Here is an 18,949-nt window from a genome sequence, read left to right on the forward strand (position 1 = left end):
AAAAGCAGGTCTTTTCTATTGTAATTGATTGAGCTATATATAGGTGATGGCGATTGTTTAGTAAGTGTATAAATTGGAGCAAAACTAATAATTTCGCGTGCTAGTGTTATCATAGAAAGATAATGTTGGCACGTAAGTTCTCCGTTGTACTCCAAATTATATGCTTGTAACCGCTTGTATCCAGACTTTAGGGAAGGCGTACTCCTTTGTAGCGGACGGAATTAGTAGAGTGGCTTAATATACTATTGCGTTCTGCACTAATGCTGTCTCCTTTACTATGAAAATAAATTATTTGCTCTAATCCGGTAAAATAGAATAATCCTTTCTGATGAAATTTTCGAAATTTAAATGCATTGTTTGCCGGTAAATCGGGAAACAATAGTGAGCCAGGCGCATATGCTAATGTATCTTTCCCCCAGACAATTTTGTTTCCACTGGTGGTGAGTATTACTAAGGTATCCGGGTAGGAATAATAAACAGCGTTAGGTTCCAGTCCATGTTTGAATACACCAACTTTTGTGGAACTGTATATTCCAGAAAATTTTACTGGTAGACGACTGAGTTTATAATTATCGATAATTATTGTCTTACGAATAGTATCGTTGCTGGCTGTTCCGTGGGCAACCAGGCGCACGGTGTACTTGCCAGCTTGGCCATAACGATGAGTCGGGTTCTCTGCTTCATCGGCGGGCGTAGTGTCACCGAAGTCCCAGGTGTAGCTGGTAGCATTCTGCGACTCGTTCTGAAATGTAATGGCCGCAGCTTGTTCCAATTCGGCAGGCAACCGGAAAGCGGCTTTAACCAAAGCTACAGGGGTAGGCACTTCGGGTTCGCTTTCGCAGGCCGAAAGCAACAGGACCGTAGCCGCTAATAATAACCTGTTTGTGTTCATAATGAAAAAATAGGGTGCTCCCAAATGTAGGCTATTAAACGAGTTTATAACAGGAAGGGGCTAGCTTGAAATAAGTTGGAGGCAAACGGCCCTTCTGGCAAATGATGTAATATTGCAAGCTCATTTTTCCTTGATTATGCAACAACTCCACGAAGCCACCGCCTATCTAAAACAAACCCTCCAGGACTTCCGACCCGAAGCGGGTATTATTCTCGGTACCGGGCTGGGGGCGCTGGTGAATGATGTAGAAGTGGCGCACCGCTTCAGCTACGCCGATATCCCACACTTCCCGGTTTCGACGGTGGAAAGCCACGCCGGTGAGCTGCTGGCCGGCACGCTGGCGGGCAAGAAGGTGCTCGTGATGCACGGTCGGTTCCACTTCTACGAGGGCTACTCGATGCAGCAGGTGGTATTTCCGGTGCGGGTGATGCGGCTGCTGGGCATCCAGAACCTGTTCGTGAGCAATGCCAGCGGTGGCCTCAACCCCGAATTTGAGTACTCGGACCTGATGCTGCTCGAAGACCACATCAATTTGCAGCCCACCAACCCGCTCATCGGCAAAAACCTCGACGAGCTGGGTCCGCGCTTCCCCGACATGATGGAGCCCTACGATGTGCGCCTGCTGGCCCTGGCCGAGGAAGCGGCCCTCGACCTGAACCTAGCGCAGTACCTGCGCCGGGGCGTGTACGCCAGCCTGCCCGGCCCCATGCTCGAAACGCCCGCCGAATACCGCTACCTGCGTACCATAGGGGCCGATGCCGTGGGCATGAGCACCGTGCCCGAGGTTATTGCCGCCGTGCACATGGGCCTGCCGGTACTGGCCATCTCGGTCATCACCGACCTTTGCGCCCCCGGCAAGCTCAAAAAGGTCAACATCGCCGACATCCTGCGTACCGCTGCTGTGGCCGAGCCCCGCCTCACGGCCCTGCTGAAGGCCGTGCTGGCCAAGCTGTAAGGCTGGCCAAGGCCTCTGAACCTAGAAGAAAAAAGCGGCTTGTCATCCTGCTACAGGATGGTAAGCCGCTTTTTTTCTTACCGCACCGTTTTGAACAGGTAGGCATCAGGTGAACCAGTTTTAGCAGGACGGTAAAGAAACAAGGTCTCATTGGTTGCGTCCTGCACGACAAACTCCTGTGGGTCCCCTTTGTGGTCAGTTAAGATGAGCATCCGGTTATCAGGGTTGTTGAGTTTCCAGGTGCCGGCCGTTTCCGAGTCGTCGCTGAGCAAGATGCGGCGGTAGCTGCCGTCGGGTGCGAAGCGTAGCGCGAAACGGTCTTTGATGGAATAGTCGCGGGTAATCTGGCCGGCGGCGGTGTACTCGCTCAGGTACCAAGTGCTGGCTTGGGTAAGGGCAGCAGCAGTAATGGCCGGCCGGGGGGGCGGCATGCAACCGCATAGGGGCTCTTTTTCGCAGCTGCCCAGCGTCAGGGTTAGCGCCGCCAGGGCGGATAGTAGCAGGTGTCTCATACGGATAACTGGTAAAGTGAAAACCGCAGACAGGAGTAGAAGAGGGCAGAAAAAGGTTGCAGCCCACGGCCACCCTACTTCAGCATTACCCGGCGGCGCTGGTAGCTCAGAAACGTGAATACGCCCAACCCGCCCTCCACGGTACTCTTAATGCCCGAAGGCTGGCCGAAGGGGTTGCCGTTGGCGTTTCGGGCATCCTGCACCGACTGTAAAAACAGGAAGTAGGGACGGTCGAGGTGGTAAAGCGTGACGAATAGCGTGTCGTTGGCCTTATAATCGTAACCCGTGCCCAGGCTGTACTCGGTGCCGTTGCTGAGGCGGTCCTCCACGGTGTAATCCACTTCGGGGTCGCGGTTTACGCGGCGGCGATGAATCTGGAAGCGGTAATAGTCGAGGGGCGTGGCGGGGTCGCGGAAGCGGCCCAGCACGTAGGCCCGGCGCTGGTCGTCGGGCTTGTCGTTGAATACCCATTCCACGGTGTCGAGCAGTACTTGCGCGGGCACCAGGGCCGAGCCGGTTACACGGCGGCCCTGGGTGTCGAGCAGTTCCAGGCCGAAGGTTTGGCCCGGCTGGGCCGCTAGGGTGCGGGTCCCGACGTGGGTGTAGGCCTTGCCGGTGCGCGTATCCACGCCGGGCGCGAATTTGAGGAGGGTGCGCTGACCGCTGGGTAGCGTCAGGGTGGCCGTAACGTCGGTGGGGACCTGGGGCGTTGGCTCGGCCAGGTAAGCCACCGATTCGGTCACGGTAATGCGGGGCACCTGGCCGTTTTCGAGGTAGGCCTCCACCACCAGCTGGGGCGGGTAGGCGGGCAGCACCACATCAATATCCTGCTGCAAGCCGCAGCCCGCCAGCAGGCCCACACCCGCCAGCCCAACCACTCGCCGAACCGAAGCTGGTAATGTGTTCAATAGTCGCGTCATCCCAAAAAACCGCATCATCCGCACTTAGAATTTGAAGTTGTAGGTCACCGATGGAATAACCGGGAACAGCGACACCTGCCGGGCCCGGTAGCCGGTTACCTGTTCGGTCTGCTCATCCTTCACCTGGTCGAAGTACACGAAGTAGGGGTTGCGGCGGTTGTAGGCGTTGTAAATGCTGAACGTAAGGTCGGACTCGGGAATCCAGCGGGTGGGCTTCATCTGCCAGACCACGCCCAGATCGAAGCGGTTGTAGGGGGCCAGGCGGTAGGTATTGCGCTGGGGATACACGGGCACGGCCGCCGCGTCGGCCCCGAACACGTCCTGGAAGCCAAAGCGGCCCAGCGGCAAGGTCGTGGCCTGGCCCGAGCTGAACACGAACGAGCCCGAGAGCTTCAGCCGGTCCGAGAGGTTGTGAATAACCACGGCCGTCAGGTTGTGGCGGCGGTCGTAACTGGGGTAGAAGGTGTCGCCGTTGTTCACGCCCGAAGTGCCGCGCTGGGGCGGGAAGCGCCGCTTGGTCCAGGCCAGGGTGTAGCCCAGCCAGCCGGTGGTGCGGCCCTGCTTTTTCTCCAGGTAAATTTCGTTGCCGTAGGCCCAGCCCTTGCCAAACAGGAACTCCGAATCGAGGTCGGGATTCACGAACAGCTGGGCGCCGTCCTTGAAATCGATCTGGCGCTGGGCCCACTTGTAGTACACCTCGTTGGTGATGAGGTAGCGCCCGTCGCCGAGCAGCCAGCTGAGGCCCGCGGCCACCTGCTGGCTGCGCTGGGGCTTCACCGACCCGCGCGAGGGGTACCAGATATCGGTCGGTAGCGAGGCTCCCGAGTTCGTGACCAGGTGCACGTACTGGTACATGAGCGCGTAGCTGCCCTTCAGCGAGAGAGTGGGCGTGAGCGAGTAGCGGGCCGCCGCCCGGGGCTCCAGCCCGCCGTACTGCTGCCCGCCCGACTGGAAGCCCGACACCCGCAGCCCGTACTCGAACTGCCACTTCTCGGTCGGCTTGTAAATGTCGGAGGCGTACACGGCCGCTTCCTGGCCGTAGTACGTGACGTCGGAGCCCAGGCTGAGGCGGCCGTCGTCGGAGCCGGCTTTGAGGCGGCCGGTGCCGAAGCGGTGGGCCGTGGCCGTTACGCCCAACCGGTAGGTATGCTGGTCGTTGGGCCGGTAGTCGAGGTCGGAGCGTAGGCTGACATCCTGAATGTCGGAGGCCAGGTTGAAGGAGAACTGGTCGAGGCGGTTGGTAATGTCGTACTTATAGCCGGTGTAGGAGGCCGTAGTATTCAGAAACAGCCGCGAGTTGTAGGTGTGGCTCCAGCGCAAAGCCGCCACCTTGTTACCCCAGTTGAAGTTGAAATCGAAGCCCTGTCCCGAGCCGAAGCTGAATGCGTCGTTGCCCAGGTAGCCGCTCAGAAACACCTCGTCTTTATCACCCAGCTTGTAATTGGCCTTGGCGTTGAAATCGTAGAAGTAGTAGTCGGGAATGGGATTGAAATCGGGGTCGTCCTGGTTGGCTTTGTTGATCTGGCGGGTGAAGACGTCGAAGTACGTACGACGGCCGGCCAGCAGAAACGCGCCCTTGCCCTTCTTGATTGGCCCTTCCACCGTCAGGCGCGACGAAATAAGGCCCAGGCCGCCGCTGGTGGTGAATTTGTCGGGGTTGCCCGGACGTAGCTTCACATCGACCACCGACGAGAGCCTGCCGCCATACTGGGCCGGAAACCCACCCTTGTACAGGTCAACTGACTGCACGGCATCGGGGTTGAAGACCGAGAACAGCCCGAACAGGTGGCTGGGATTGTAGACCAGCGCATCATCCACGAGCACCAGGTTCTGGTCGGCCGAGCCGCCGCGCACAAACAGGCCGCTGGTGCCTTCGCCGCCGCTCTGCACGCCAGGTTTGAGCTGCAGGGTTTTCAAAATATCGACCTCGCCAAACAGAGCCGGCAGCAGTTTGGCCTCCTTGGCCGTGAGGCGCTCCACGCTCATCTGGGTGGTCTGGAGCTTCTGCTGCAAGTTGCCGGTGCCCTCCACCACCACTTCGCCGAGCTGGTTGCCGGCTTCAGCCAGCTGGAACGTCTGGCGCTGGTTGCGGGTCAGGTTGATGTCGCGGGTCAGGGTTTGATAGCCGATAAACGACACCACCACTTGGTAGCGGCCCTCGGGCAGCATGAGCGAGTAGGCGCCCCGCTCGTCGGCGCTGGCCCCCAAACTCAGCGCTGGTACCGCCACTGTGGCCCCGGTAAGGGCTTCGCCGGCACCGCTGGCTTTCACCAAGCCGCTAAGCGCGTAGCGGGCCTGGGCGCGGGCGGCGGCCGGTAGCAGCAAAAAAGCCAGGAAAGTAAACCCGAAAAGAAACCGTAAAATCATCTAATTCAGCCGTGCAGGAGCGAGTAAAGGTAATGCCCCACGGCGCGGAAACGTGCGCGGGTAACGGCAAATGCCCGGCTTCCTGGCGGCGACCCGCTACCTGAGGACGCTCTGCACCGCCTGGCTGATTTGGGTAGCCGGCACTACGCCGGCCTGGCGCCAGACGGGCTTGCCCTGGTGAAACAGAATCAGGGTCGGGATGCTCTGTACTTTAAACTGCTGGGCCGCTGCCTGGTTTTTGTCGACGTCAATTTTAATGACTTTGAGCTTGCCCTGGTGCTGGCTGGCAACCTGTTCGAGAATCGGAGCCATCGTTTTGCAGGGGCCGCACCAGTCGGCATAAAAATCGACTAAAACCGGCATGCCGGGACTGCTGATGAGTTCGGAAAAGGATTTCTTAGGCATAGGATCGGAGCTATTGTACCGGAGCTACCTGCCGCCGGTAACTACGCTGTACGGATTGCCCGACCTAAAGGGAGGCTTTTTAAGACCGAAAAAGACCCAAAAAAGCCCGGTGCTGCAACACCGGGCTTCTGGGTAATGGGTGAGAAGGTGAGCAAAACGAGCGTCGGTCCGCTACTGTTTGCTCACCAAGGTAACATCATTTGTGACTTCAGAAAAACTGAAACGTCCGCCAACCACTTTTTTACCCCCTACCTGGCACTCCCAGGTGTAGGTGCCGGGCAAGGCCGCGCCGGACTCGCCGCTGGTGGCCTTAAAATAATCGGCGTCGCTGGCCGGCGACGGATATATTACGTCGATGCCGTTCTGGCCCTTCTCAATATCTCTCACCAGAATGTATTCTTTGCCGGTGCGTTGGTTGGTAACAACAAACCGGGCGCGGTAAGCTCCTAACTGGCCGAATTTATCCACCACGCCCAGCTTAACGTAGGCATCAGTGGATACGAGCCAGGTTTGAGCCTGAGCCCGTTGGGGCGCAAAAGCCACCAGCGCCAGCAGGAACGCCGCTACTTGCAGAAAGCGACGGAGGGAAAAAGTAGGAGTAGAAAGGGGCATAGCAGGAGGTTAAAAAGGTGAAGAAAACAGTGTTCAGAAATTGAAACCAAAAGATGTGCACTAGTATCCATTCAGCTGCAAATCGTTAGCAGGCACGCTGTTGGGATGAAACCAAATATAGCCGATATCCATTGGCCCACCATAAAATTTTGGTATTTATTTTATAGTAATAGTATTTATAGAGAAAGTAATGTTTTGTAGTCAGAAAAAACGCGCAGTCAATTGTATGATTGAAAATAACGACCGGCTATCCCGCCCCGATTCCCGAAATGCCCGAACCATCGTCTCCCCCATGTGAGCTATGCGGCCGGCTGGTGCAGCACACTTCCCGTCACCATTTGGTACCGCGCGAAGAAGGCGGCCGCCACGGCCCTACGGCTGAGCTTTGCCAGCCCTGTCACAGCACCATTCACCTGCTGCTCGACAACAAAATCCTGGCCCGTCGCTACAACACCCTCGAAGCCCTACGCGCCGCTCCTGAGTTGCAGAAATACCTGCACTGGATCGGGCGCAGCCGCGTGGAGCGCATCAGCAACCGGCGAGGCAGGAGGTGAGAAGTGAGAGGTGAGAGAGAACGTCATTCTGAGCGAAGCGGAGCGTAGTCGAAGAATGACGTTCTTTCTCACCTCTCACCTCTCACCTCTCACCTCTCACCTCTCACCGCCTTGTCCCGACACTTTGTTCCTTTCCGGCAACTGCGGCAGCAGCCCACCATTGTTGTTGATAGCACCGGGCTGGGCGCCGTGCTCACGCTGGCCCACTGGCGCGGGGCGGCCACGCCCGAAGCCCTGCGCGACGATACCAGTGCCGGATCGGTGCTGCGCGCCTTGCATGCGCCCGCCACGCCCGGACTGGCAGCGGCGGCCGTTACGGCCAACCACTTCGATGTGGATGGGTTTGTGGGCGTGTGGGCACTACTGAACCCCGAGTTGGCCCTGCGCCATGAAACGCTGCTGCGGCTGGTGGCCATACTGGGCGACTTCCGCGAAATCGACTGGCAGCACCCGCTGGCCGACCATGCCCTGCAACTGGTGTGCTGGCTGAACGCCGAGGAAAAGGCGCGGTTCTACGAGCCCTTCGGCGCCCCGGCCCGCCGCCAGCGCGAAGATGAAGCCTCGGCCGAGAAGTTCTCCTGGTTCCTGCCCCGCTTCGCGCAGGTGCTGGAGAACCCGGAAATTGGCCGCGCCGCCTGGGAGCCCGAGTATCAACGCGTGAGGCAGGCCGTCGTATCGTTGCAGAGCCTCGCTACCGCCGTGCGGCGCTACCCTGAAATTGGCCTGACGGTAGTGCAAACGCCCACGCCGCTGCCCTACTACGCCCTGTTCAGCCCCAGCATCGGTACCGACATGGTCCTGAGCCTGTACAGTGGCCAGCGCTACGAATTCGAGTACAAGTACACTACCTGGATCGACCTCGAAAGCCGCCCCACGCTGCCCCGTTTGCCTCTCACGGTCTTGGCCGACCGCCTCAACGCCCTCGAAACCACCGCCCGCCGCTGGACCCATGATGGAATCACCGACACCGGCCCGCTGCTGCGCCTGAGCGGCCGCACCCTCAACAAGCCCCAGCGCTACGCCGACCCCGACCAGCGCCCGATTTATACCTCCTCCATCGCGCCCAACGTGTTGGAGCGGGAGGTAGTAGCGTTTTTCGCGGCTAGTTACGCCGGCGTGGAAGCCCGAAAGTATTGGAGCTGGGCAGAGGTGAAGGCGGCCGGGCAATGAGAAGGGAGAAAAGGAACGTCATTCTGATTGGAGCGGAGCGCAGTCGAAAAATCTCTACCACTTCGTTGAAATGACGATGCAACGGAGCAGTAGAGATTCTTCTACTACGCCTCCGGCTTCGCTCAGAATGACGTTCCTTTTATCCCTTATCCCTTCTCCCTTCTCCCTTCTCTCACCCTACACTTCCCCGAACCCGAGCACCTGCAGCGTGCTCACGCCGCCGGAGCCTTTGCGGACGTTGATTTGGGTGCTGACGCGTTCTTTGAGGGCCTCGACGTGGGAGATGATGCCGATGGTTTTGCCGGTGCCTTGCAGCGTTTCGAGGGCCGAAAGGGCTACGTCGAGCGTGTCGGGGTCGAGGGTGCCGAAGCCTTCATCGATGAAGAGCGTGTCGATTTGGGTGCGGCGGCCGGCCAGCTCCGAAAGGCCCAGGGCCAGCGCCAAACTCACCAGAAAACTCTCCCCGCCCGAGAGCGAATTCATCGTCCGGATGGCCCCAGCCTGGTACTCATCCTGGATGAGCAGGTCGAGGTGTTGTTCGGCATGGCGCAGAATGCGGTAGCGGTCGGAGAAGCGGTGCAGGTGGCGGTTGGCCAAGTCTACGAGGCGGGCCAGGGTGAGGCCCTGGGCAAATTCGCTGAACTTTTTGCCATCGGCCGCACCAATGATATCGGCCAGGTGCCGCCACCGCTGCGCCTGCTGCTGCTGCCTTTCGAGGGCTTCGGCCAGCTCGGCGTGGCGCCGCTGGCCGGCGCGGTGGGTGCTTAGGCGCTCCTGGCGCTGGCCCAGCTGCTGGTTGAGCGTGGCCAACTGCTCGTTGGCAAAGCCCAATTGCTGGGCGGTGTGCTCGGGGGCGTCGGTGGTGAGGGCGCGGGCAGTCTGGGTGTCGAGCTGGGCGGTGGTTTCTGCAAGCACTTGGGCTGCCAGCGCGGTATCCTGCTCGTGGCTGCGGAGCTTGGTTTGCAGGGCGGTGGCTTCGGCTTCGGGCAGCAGTAGCGCCGGCAGGGCGGCGGGGTCGGGGGCGAGGCCGGCGGCTGCCAGGGCGGCTGTTAGCCTAGCGAGCAACTGACCGTGGACCTGCTGCTGGGCGGCGGCGTCCTGCTCGCGCTGGCGGAATTGCTCGGCGGCGACGGTCAGGGCCAGGTCGTGCTGGCGAAACTGCTCGTCGGCCTTTTCGCGGTGCTGGCCCGCCAACTTCACGGCCTGCTCCAGCTGCTGGCGGGCCTGGGCCACATCGGGTTCGGGCAGCAGGGCTTGGCGCTCAGCCTTTTGCTGCTCAATGGCGAGATGCTGGTCGACAAGGCCCTGCTTGTGTTCTTTAAGCCAGATTCTTATTTCCTGAATGCTTTTGGCGTACTGCTCGCTGCGGGCCGTGCCCACTTCGGCCTGCTGGCTGGCCTGCTGCTGCTCAGCCTGACGGGTTTTGTATTCGGCCTCCAGGGCCCGTAGCTGGGCCTGCATGGCGGCTCCGTTTTCGCCCGTAAATGTCAGCCCAAAATTGCTCAGCAAGCTTTCCAGCTGGCTTTTCACTGTCGGAAACTGCTCGCGCACATCCTGCAACAGCTGTTGGGCTTCCTGTAAGTCGTGCTGGGCCGTATCCTGGGCCTTAATGGCGGCCTGCTGCTCCGAGAGGGCCTGGGCCAGCTGCTTCTCGGCACCGGTGCGCAGCAGCTCAAGCTCCTTGAGCTGCTGCACCAGGGCCCGGCTTTCGGCCGGTACAGCCTCTTCGCGGGCGGGCGTAACGAGCTGCAGCGGTGCATCGGGGGCCACCCGGCTGGCGTCAGCGCCGGCGTTTTCGAGCAGATTGATAAAGGTACTGAGGCGGTTGACGCGGGTATTGAGGGCGTGGGCTTCCTGGGTCAGGTGCTCCACCTGGGCCTGCTCCCGGTCCAGCCCGGCATCGGTGAGGCCAAGCACGCCGGCCGCGTAAGGATGCTCCAGCGCGCCGCAAAGCGGGCAGGGCTCGTGAGGCTTCAACTCTCGCCGGGCCTCTTCGTGGCTCAGAATCAGCTGGTGAGCCTGCATGAGCTGGCGCTGGGTTTCGCGGCGGGCCTCTTTTTCGCTCAGCTCCCGGCGCAGGGTCTCAACGTGGTGCTGAAGCAGCCGCAGCCGCTCGTCGCGGGTGGTGGCCGCCACGCGCAGCTGCTGCTCATAGGCGTCGAGGTGCTGGCGGGCGAGGCGGGCGGCAGCGGCGGCTTGCTGCTCCTGCTGCTGAGCCTCGCGGCGGCGGGCATCCAGGGTCGCTACGCGGGTGCTCAGCTGGCCGTCTTCGCCGCGCAGGCGCTCGTGGTCCTGCACATAGCCCGTGAAGGCGGCGAAAACCTCTATCATCTCGGCCCGGCGGCCGTGCTGGCGCAGCCACTCGGCGGTAGCGGTGTGCTGTTCCCGGGCCTGCTGGGTGCGGGCCTGAATGGCTTCCAGCTCGGCCGTCAGGGCCTTGCATTCGGCCAGCTTCCGGTCGTACTCCTGGCGCTTGGCGCCCAACTCCCGGCCTTGTTGGGCTATGGCCTGGTCGAGCTGCTCGGCGGCCCGCAGAATCGGGTCCTGGGTGGTGCGGGTGGTGGTGGCAGTATCGTGCGCTTCGCGGGCCTGGGTGCGGGCGGTTTCGGCTGCGCTGGCGCGCTCCCGCAATTGGGGCAGCTGCTGGCGTAGGCGGTCGGTTTCGGTTTGTAGCCGGGCCAGCTGTTCGGCGGCCTGGCGCAGCAAGGCCAGGTCGGGGGCGAAGGGCTGGGCCTGCTGATGCCGGGCCAAACGCGCCCGTAGCGGCGCGAGGGTTTCGGCCTGGCCGGCGAGCTGCTGCTGGCGCTGCTCGGTGGTCTGCAGCTTCTGGTGCAGGTCGTGAAGCAAGCGGTGCCACTGCTGGGCCTCGCGCAGCTGCTCCTGCCCGGCCGTGGCCTCGCGCAGCTGGCGGCTCAGGGCCTCCACTTCGCCTTCCAGAAAGGCCACATCATCGGCCGATAATAAGGCCACGCCGGCCAGGCCCAGGCGCAGTTGCTCCACCTGCTGGGTTTCATGCTTAGCCCGCTCGAAGGCCGCCCGCGAGATGTCGGAGTACTTTTTGGTGTCGGTAATCTTTTCCAGCAGCTGGGCCCGCTCACCGGCCGGGGCCTTCAGAAACCGCGTAAAGTCGCCCTGGGCCAGCAGCACCGAGCGCAGAAACTGCTTGTACTCCAGCCCGCTCAGGGCGGCCACTTTGGCGGGAACCTTCGATTTGTAGGTTTCCAGAAACTCCCAGGTCACGGTGCCGTCCTCGGCCTGTTTTCGCTCGCTAAGCTCCATTCTGGAGTCCTGCAACGGGTTTTCGGCCTTGCGGCGGCCCCGGTGCTGGCCCCACTTGCTGCGGTACTGCTGGCCGTTCACCTCAAACTCTACCTCGGCCCAGCTCTCGCCCGTGCCGTGGCTCATCACGTGCTCGGGCCCCGTGGTTTCGTGGCGGGGCACCTGGCCATAGAGGGCCAGCGTGATGGCGTCGAGGATGGTGGTTTTGCCTGCCCCGGTGGCGCCCGTAATGGCAAACAAGCCCGCATCGGCCAGTGGGGCTCGGCTGAAATCCACGAAATGGTCGCCGCGCAGGGAGTTAAGGTTGAAGAAGCGGACGCGGAGGATTTTCATGCGGGGTGAGTAGGGCAGGAAGGAGGCGCTGCAAAGATAAGCCGTTCGGGCGGGCGCGGGGGCGTTTTCCCCAACACGCGGCGAATCCGCTTTTGCGGGTCGGGCAGCAGAAGCCCGGGAGCGAGGAAGTGTTTGCGAATTCCTTTCTTTGAGGTATGTCCAGCAACTCTCGCTCCCCAATCAGGAGCCGCTCCTTCGGCCGCGTTGGCGCCTTACTGGCAACGGTGGCCCTGGCTGGCAGCAGCGCCTGTACCACAGTAAAACTGCTGCCCCCGGTGCCGGCCGTTGCTAAAGCGCCCGCTTCGCCGGAACTCTACCGCACCATTGCCCGGCTGGATAGCGCCATGTTCGTGGCCTTCAACCAGCACGACGCGGACAAGCTGCAAACCTACTTCGCCGAAGACCTGGAGTTCTACCACGACAAAGGCGGCCTGTCCGATTTCCGGCAGACGATGGACGCCTTCCGCCGCCTGTTCGACCAGAACAAAACCACTGGCCTCAACCGCCAGCTCGTGCCCGGCACCCTGGAGGTCTTTCCCATCGACGGCTACGGCGCCGTGGAAACGTACGAGCACCGCTTCTGCCACGTGGAAAACGGGCGCGACGACTGCGGCACCTTCAAGAACATGATGGTGTGGCGGCTAAAAGACGGCCGCTGGCAGGTAACGCGGGTCGTGAGCTACGACCATTGAGGGATGTCGAAGCACCTATCCCCGCCGGTCATGTAACGGCAAAGCCTTCCGGAGTTGCGTCAAAAATCAGGGTCCCAAAAACGTCTATATCAGAAAAGCCCTCACCTGAAACAAATGAAATTACTGCTCTTCGCTGCCGCGTTGCTGCTCAATACCACTATCGCTGCTGCCCAACAAAAGCCGGATGAAGTCTGGACGAAGTTTGAGAAAAAGCAGCGCGGCGAACATGAATACAGCTACGGTTATAAGGACGCGGCCGGCCGCATTCGGGTTCCGGCCCGGTTGGGGGGCTTCACCAGCGCCCAGAAGTTTCGCCACATCATCGCCGTCAGCGAGTATAAGACTATGCAGCAATACTATCTGCTGAAAAATGGCCGGCAAGTGGGCCGCGATAGTGTGTACATGTTCGATTATACCTTCGACTGCGAGAGCGAAGGTAAAATCTTGTTTCGTGACCAGGTAAAGAACCGGGTCGGCTTTCTTGATAGCCAAGGACGGGCCATCATCCCGGCTGTTTATAACTACGCTACGCCCTTTCGCAATGGCTTGGCTCTGGCTCTGATTGGGGCCCGCCGCGAATGCTGGGGTGGGGAGGAAGATACCGTACAATGCGAACATCTGGGTTGGGTGGGCGGCCGAACCGTGCTGCTGAATGAGCGCAACCAAGTGCAGGCCGACAGTCTGCCCCGCCGCCAGCTAGATGACCTCAACTGGTATTCACTGCAAATCAATGCTCTGGCCGCCGATACGGCCATTACCCGCACCTTTCGGGCTGTGAATGGCGACCGGTACACGTTCGTGGATTACAAGAAGGAGTTTACCGGCTGGCTCGATCAGGTGTTTCTGCCCGCCGTGCGTTCCGGCGAGGCCAGCCAGGTGGTGCCGCTGTGCTACGCCGATTTGGCCGCGTCCGGGAAGCCATTTCGGGGTTGGGAGTATTTCAAGGGGGCAGCATTTGTGCAGAAGTTCTACCGGCCCTTGCTGCGACCAAAGCTGCAGGACCTGCGCGTTGATGCGAGAAACGTCGCGGTGTTTTCCGAAAGCCTCAACACGCTTACCTTCACCAGCCCGCGCTTTCAGGATTTTCTGACCGATTGCGGGGCGCATTTTGAGGCGAAATACCCGGCCTTTAGCGTCGTCATTACGGAAGTAGATGCCGTCGGCCAGAAGCAATACGACCATCAGACGCATTTGACCTTTATCCGTACCGCCGAGGGCTACCGCCTGTTTATGGTATCGGTTTAGTGTCGGCTGAATACCTGGCTGGGCTGTTGCTCGTTTTGGCTGGGCCTTCTTCTTCCCAAAAGAGGGAGAAGATGGGAGTGAGGTTCAGTTATATTGTCGGCATGAAGCACCTCCCGCTCCTCGCCGCGCTCCTCCTCACCGCCTTCCCCAGCTTCGCCCAAACCATCGGGCCTATCGAAAACCTGGTGCGGTACGCGCATCCGCTGGTGGGCACCCAGCGGATGGGGCACACGTTTCCGGGGGCCACGGTGCCGTTTGGCATGGTGCAGCTCTCACCCGATACCGACACCATCAGCTACGAGCAGAACGGCAAGTACAACCCGAAGGTGTACGAGTACTGCGCCGGCTACCAGTACGAGGATAAAACCATTGTCGGCTTTTCGCACACCCACTTCAGCGGCACCGGCCACTCCGATTTGGGCGACTTCCTCATCATGCCCACCACCGGGCCGTTGCAGCTCAACCCCGGCACCGCCGACCAGCCCGAAAAGGGCTACCGCTCCCGCTTCGCGCACCAGACCGAAGTGGCCGAGCCGGCCTACTACAAGGTGCAGCTCCAGGACCACGAGATCCGGGCCGAGCTGACCGCTACCACCCGCGTGGGCATGCACCGCTACACGTTTCCGCAGGCCGAGCAGGCCCACATCATCCTCGACCTCACGGCCGGCATCTACAACTACCCCGATAAAAACGTCTGGACCTTTGTGCGGGTGGAGAACGACTCGCTCGTGACCGGCTACCGCCAGACCAACGGCTGGGCCCGTACCCGCACGGAGTATTTCGCGCTGCAATTCTCGAAGCCCTTCAAGAGCTACGGGGCCCGCAACTACGCCAAAAAACAGGCCTACCGGGGCTTCTGGGGCCGCTTCGACCAAACCCAGAACTTTCCCGAGCAGGCCGGCGAGCAGTTGCGCATGTACTTCGACTTTTCGACCACGGCGGGCGAGCAGGTGACGCTGAAAATGGCGCTGTCGGGCGTGAGTACGGCCGGGGCGCTGGCCAACCTGCGGGCCGAGCTGCCGGGCTGGGATTTTGACGCCGTAAAGCGGGCCGGGCAGGCCCAGTGGCAGCAGGAGCTAAGCCGCATCGTGGTGGAGTCGCCTAACAAGGTGGACAAGGAGAACTTCTACACGGCGATGTACCACGCCTTTCTGAGCCCCACCGTGTACCAGGACGTAGACGGCCAGTACCGGGGCCTCGACCAGAACATCCACCAGAGCAAAACCACCAACTACACCACCTTCTCGCTCTGGGACACCTACCGGGCCCTGCACCCGCTGCTGAACCTGATTCAGCCCGCCCGCGACGCCGATATGGTGCAGTCGATGCTGGCCCACTACGAGCAGAGTAGCCTGCACATGCTGCCCGTTTGGAGCCACTACGCCAACGAAAACTGGTGCATGATTGGCTACCACGCCGTGCCCGTTATCACCGATGCCATCGTGAAGGGCAACGCGCCCTTCGACGCCCAAAAGGCCCTCGACGCCTGCGTAACCACCGCCCGCCACCAGTGGTACGACGGCCTGGGCGAGTACATGCGGCTGGGCTACGTTCCCGAGGATAAAAGTGGCTCCTCAGTCTCCAAAACCCTGGAATACGCCTTCGACGACTGGTGCATTGCCCAGGCCGCCCGCAAGCTGGGCCGCCCCGATATCGAGCAGGAGTTCAGCAAGCGCGCCCAGAACTGGCAGAACGTGTACGACGCTCGCATCGGCTTCATGCGCCCGCGCCTGTCCGATGGCAGTTTCCGGAAGGAGTTCGACCCGTTGAGCACCAATAACCAGGGCTTTATTGAGGGCAACGCCTGGAACTACAGCCTCTACGTGCCCCAGGACCCGGCCGGCCTCATTGCCCGCATGGGCGGCAATAAGCGGTTTGTGGCCCACCTCGATTCGCTGTTCACCATGCACCTGCCCGACAAGTTCTTCGCCGAAACCGAGGACATCACCCGCGACGGCATCATCGGCAACTACGTGCACGGCAACGAGCCCGCCCACCACGCCGCCTACCTCTACAACTGGACCGACCAGCCCTGGAAAACCCAGCAGCGGGTGCGCATGATTCTGCCCAAAATGTACCGCCCCACCCCCGACGGCCTCGGCGGCAACGACGACTGCGGCCAGATGAGCGCCTGGTACGTCTTCTCGGCCCTGGGCTTCTACCCCGTGGCGCCCGCCTCGGGCGAGTACGCCCTGGGCAGCCCCGCCATCCACGCCGCCACCCTGCGCCTCGAAAACGGCAAAACCTTCCGCATCCGGGCCAAAAACCAGAGTGCCAAAAACGTCTACGTCAAGGAAGCCCGCCTCAACGGTAAGCTACTAGCCCGCCCGTTTCTGAGCCATCAGGCTATATTGGATGGCGGGGAGTTGGTGTTCACGATGGCGGGGAAGCTGTGAGGGTGAGTATCATAGCACTGTGTTTATTTCTAACTCTATAGATTATCAGATAACCAATCAGAACAAAATTGATTTACTTTCTTCACTGATGCATTATTTATATCATTTAGAACCGGATGTAATTCTACCAGTGCTGAAACTTTCTTGTATACATCGTTTGCACTTACGGGCGAAGTATTTTTCCATTTGTTATAAGATTGTTTATAAAAGTACAAGCATTCGTTCATTTCGCCTTCCATTAGTAAACACTCAGCTAACCACATATATCCATAACCTTGATTAACCATATTACTAATGCTTGCAAGTGATTTTTTATAGCATACTATCGCATCTTTATATCTATCCAAAAATTGTAAGCAACGACCTATATTTCCATATCCTTCTGGCTGAAAATCACTAATATTAGTATTTATAATATCATCTAAATTTTTACCATCTAGAAAGAGTATAATTGCCTTATTAATATTATTTACATCCTTGGTGTCACGCAGAGACAAAGCGAGAGTATGCTTTAGCACAGAACTTTCTATCATTCCACTATGCTCCCTTAACCTGATAGCTTCATTAGCCAACTCTATTGCCTTTGAAAATTCAGATTGAAACCAGTAGAAATGAGACTCTTCCTCACAAAGGTTGATATAATGCTCTCCTTTATTATTAATGCTTTTTTGATACTTAACGAAAAAAGCTTTTGCTTCATCAAATTTACCAAAATGAGTTAAAGCTCTAATAAAATTTAATAACTCTCTATGAAAATAACTAAATTCTTCGTTAATGGCTGTATTCCAGTCTGCATTTATAAATAATAGGTTGGCGACTCTTATGTATTCTTCCTTATAACCAGAATTTGCTATTGGATCAGCTATTTCAGCGAGTGAAACTAAAGCGCTTTTGTAGTTGTCTTGATTTATCGACAGTTCAATTCTAGCTGTCCAATTCTCAAAAAAACTCAACGGTTGATCAGAGCTTATCTTCGATTTTAGAACTAATATAATACTGTCATAAAAATTAACAAATAGGGAAATGAATTTTGACCGCTCTTTCTGTCCAAAATTTTGTACAACGTATTCACGTACTAAAGGGTGTAATTCGTAAGTATCCAGTTCATTTCCACTAGATTTAGTCACTATCAAGTTGAGTTGCTTTAATGTCTTAAATGACTTAAGAAATTGATTGCCATTTAATTCATCTCCTAAAACCTTTCCTAAGGTATCTTGTGTTTCTGCCCTAACAATTTCTGCAAAGGCTTGCAGGAGTATTTTTTGTTTTTCATTAAGGCTATTCCATATTACACCTAATATTTTATCAGAAAGTATAGATGTGAAATCGTCCTCCTGAAAATCAGAATATCTTTTTATGCCGCTTATAAATTTTTCAACAACGTCTACTCCACGTCTTGCTTGTGCAGCTATTAAATTAAGCCATAATGGATGGCCTTTAGTAACTTCATATGATTTGAAAGCTATTATTTTTAATTGTTCGGCATTAATTGAAATAGAATATGCTTGAAATAATTTAAAAGTATCATCTTTTCCTAGTCCTTGCAACCTTAAATTTAGTAATTCGGGATGTACGTCATTAATAGTTGAGCGACATGTGAATATAAATTTACTGAAGTGGCTTCTATTAAGGGCTTCTTGATAAAGTTTTCCAACACCTCCAATTAATTGAAAACTTTCAAACTCCATGTATGAATCTATGTTATCAAATATAAAAACTATTTTTCTATTTTCTAATTTTTGAAAAAATATATCAATAAGCTCACCTATTGAAGCATTAGATATTTGATTTGCCTTTATTACTCCATTTGTAATTCTTTCTATGATAGATATTATTTTTGTATGTATACGGTTCTCTTTCTCTTTGCAATCTCTCCAATCCCAAAATTCCCAATTCGATTTTTGAGGTACAATATTTTTAGCGTAGTATGATGCTATGCCAGATTTTCCTTGTCCACCTATGCCTGAAATAAATATTACTTTATGAAGATCGTTGTCTATTGTTGCAATTTCTTTTTGACGTCCTGTCCAATGTAAATTATTGGGAGGGATATCACAATCACTCGAATAATTATGGATCAATGCTATTTTGCCATCATTTCTAGCTTTTTCTAAATCTATTCTCTCATTTTCTTTTTTTTTAAGTTTTTCTTCAATAGATTTAACTGAAAGCTTAATTCCCTCAGCTATACTAAAAAGTGCTTCGTCTTCATCAAGAAATGATTTAACTGGTTTTCCGTTTTTAGGTAATGCCTGAATCTTGCTGAAAGAAGTGTTTTTCCAATCACAAGTTCTAAGAATGACTGGTATTACAACTGTTTCTCCACTATCATGCTTCTCAACGGCTCTTTTTAACTCTACTTCGTTGCTATAATTTGAATTCAAAAAATCTATACTGACTAAAAGAAGTATTATATCAGCTCTTTCCAACTCCTCCTTTATTACCTTATCCCACTCTTCGCCAGCAGTAATCATCCTGTCGTTCCAAGTGCCAATTGCATCACTTCTTTTTAACGTAATTAGATGCTTAATTAACTTGTCTTTGTAATCTTCATCTTCGTGCGAGTAAGATATGAAAACGTTAAGCTTCTCCATAATTCGTTATTTTGTGGATTGAA

General features: G+C 56.8%; 14 protein-coding genes. 6 read left to right on the top strand and 8 right to left on the bottom strand.

The window, feature by feature from the left end; all coding sequences use genetic code 11:
- Window positions 1-187: 187 nt before the first annotated feature.
- Window positions 188-892 carry a PKD domain-containing protein gene (locus CDA63_RS14135; protein WP_088465110.1) on the bottom strand — a complete coding sequence of 235 codons (705 nt, stop codon included), beginning with the start codon at window positions 890-892 and terminating at the stop codon, window positions 188-190.
- Between the two features lie 136 nt (window positions 893-1,028).
- On the opposite strand from CDA63_RS14135, the gene CDA63_RS14140 reads away from it, so the two are divergent.
- Window positions 1,029-1,847, top strand: coding sequence for a purine-nucleoside phosphorylase (locus CDA63_RS14140; protein ID WP_088465111.1), 819 nt, complete (start codon window positions 1,029-1,031; stop codon window positions 1,845-1,847).
- 77 nt (window positions 1,848-1,924) lie between these two features.
- Here CDA63_RS14140 and CDA63_RS14145 read toward each other — a convergent pair whose 3' ends face one another.
- From CDA63_RS14145 to CDA63_RS14165, 5 genes are all read right to left on the bottom strand, one after another.
- Window positions 1,925-2,359, bottom strand: coding sequence for a hypothetical protein (locus CDA63_RS14145; RefSeq protein ID WP_088465112.1), 435 nt, complete (start codon window positions 2,357-2,359; stop codon window positions 1,925-1,927).
- A 74-nt stretch (window positions 2,360-2,433) separates the two neighbouring features.
- Window positions 2,434-3,279, bottom strand: a complete 846-nt coding sequence (locus CDA63_RS14150) for a DUF4249 domain-containing protein (protein ID WP_165768304.1) — start codon at window positions 3,277-3,279, stop codon at window positions 2,434-2,436.
- A gap of 24 nt (window positions 3,280-3,303) precedes the next feature.
- On the bottom strand, window positions 3,304-5,604 hold the full coding sequence (locus tag CDA63_RS14155) for a TonB-dependent receptor (protein WP_242434674.1): 2,301 nt from the start codon (window positions 5,602-5,604) through the stop codon (window positions 3,304-3,306).
- Between the two features lie 138 nt (window positions 5,605-5,742).
- The gene (gene trxA / locus CDA63_RS14160) at window positions 5,743-6,051 is read right to left on the bottom strand and encodes a thioredoxin (RefSeq protein ID WP_088465115.1); all 309 of its coding nucleotides are present in this window, start codon (window positions 6,049-6,051) and stop codon (window positions 5,743-5,745) included.
- A 171-nt stretch (window positions 6,052-6,222) separates the two neighbouring features.
- Window positions 6,223-6,663, bottom strand: coding sequence for a hypothetical protein (locus CDA63_RS14165; RefSeq protein WP_088465116.1), 441 nt, complete (start codon window positions 6,661-6,663; stop codon window positions 6,223-6,225).
- A gap of 314 nt (window positions 6,664-6,977) precedes the next feature.
- Here CDA63_RS14165 and CDA63_RS14170 point away from each other — a divergent pair, with 314 nt between their 5' ends.
- Both CDA63_RS14170 and CDA63_RS14175 read left to right on the top strand, forming a co-directional pair.
- On the top strand, window positions 6,978-7,217 hold the full coding sequence (locus tag CDA63_RS14170; protein ID WP_242434675.1) for an HNH endonuclease: 240 nt from the start codon (window positions 6,978-6,980) through the stop codon (window positions 7,215-7,217).
- A gap of 111 nt (window positions 7,218-7,328) precedes the next feature.
- The gene (locus CDA63_RS14175; protein ID WP_088465117.1) at window positions 7,329-8,387 is read left to right on the top strand and encodes a DUF6687 family protein; all 1,059 of its coding nucleotides are present in this window, start codon (window positions 7,329-7,331) and stop codon (window positions 8,385-8,387) included.
- 177 nt (window positions 8,388-8,564) lie between these two features.
- Here the strand turns inward: CDA63_RS14175 and CDA63_RS14180 are convergent, their stop codons facing one another.
- Window positions 8,565-11,999: an SbcC/MukB-like Walker B domain-containing protein gene (locus CDA63_RS14180; RefSeq protein ID WP_088465118.1), complete on the bottom strand. Its 3,435-nt coding sequence runs from the start codon at window positions 11,997-11,999 to the stop codon at window positions 8,565-8,567.
- Window positions 12,000-12,154: 155 nt separating this feature from the next.
- Here CDA63_RS14180 and CDA63_RS14185 point away from each other — a divergent pair, with 155 nt between their 5' ends.
- The 3 genes from CDA63_RS14185 to CDA63_RS14195 all read left to right on the top strand — a co-directional run bounded on the left by CDA63_RS14185 (window position 12,155) and on the right by CDA63_RS14195 (window position 16,332).
- Window positions 12,155-12,691: a nuclear transport factor 2 family protein gene (locus tag CDA63_RS14185; protein ID WP_088465119.1), complete on the top strand. Its 537-nt coding sequence runs from the start codon at window positions 12,155-12,157 to the stop codon at window positions 12,689-12,691.
- 114 nt (window positions 12,692-12,805) lie between these two features.
- Window positions 12,806-13,936: a WG repeat-containing protein gene (locus CDA63_RS14190; protein WP_088465120.1), complete on the top strand. Its 1,131-nt coding sequence runs from the start codon at window positions 12,806-12,808 to the stop codon at window positions 13,934-13,936.
- 101 nt (window positions 13,937-14,037) lie between these two features.
- Complete coding sequence (locus CDA63_RS14195) at window positions 14,038-16,332, top strand: GH92 family glycosyl hydrolase (RefSeq protein WP_088465121.1); 2,295 nt, start codon at window positions 14,038-14,040, stop codon at window positions 16,330-16,332.
- Between the two features lie 35 nt (window positions 16,333-16,367).
- Here the strand turns inward: CDA63_RS14195 and CDA63_RS14200 are convergent, their stop codons facing one another.
- Window positions 16,368-18,926 carry a TIR domain-containing protein gene (locus tag CDA63_RS14200; RefSeq protein WP_088465122.1) on the bottom strand — a complete coding sequence of 853 codons (2,559 nt, stop codon included), beginning with the start codon at window positions 18,924-18,926 and terminating at the stop codon, window positions 16,368-16,370.
- Between the last annotated feature and the right edge of the window lie 23 nt (window positions 18,927-18,949).

This window comes from Hymenobacter amundsenii, from assembly GCF_002204745.1.
Lineage (GTDB): Bacteria > Bacteroidota > Bacteroidia > Cytophagales > Hymenobacteraceae > Hymenobacter > Hymenobacter amundsenii.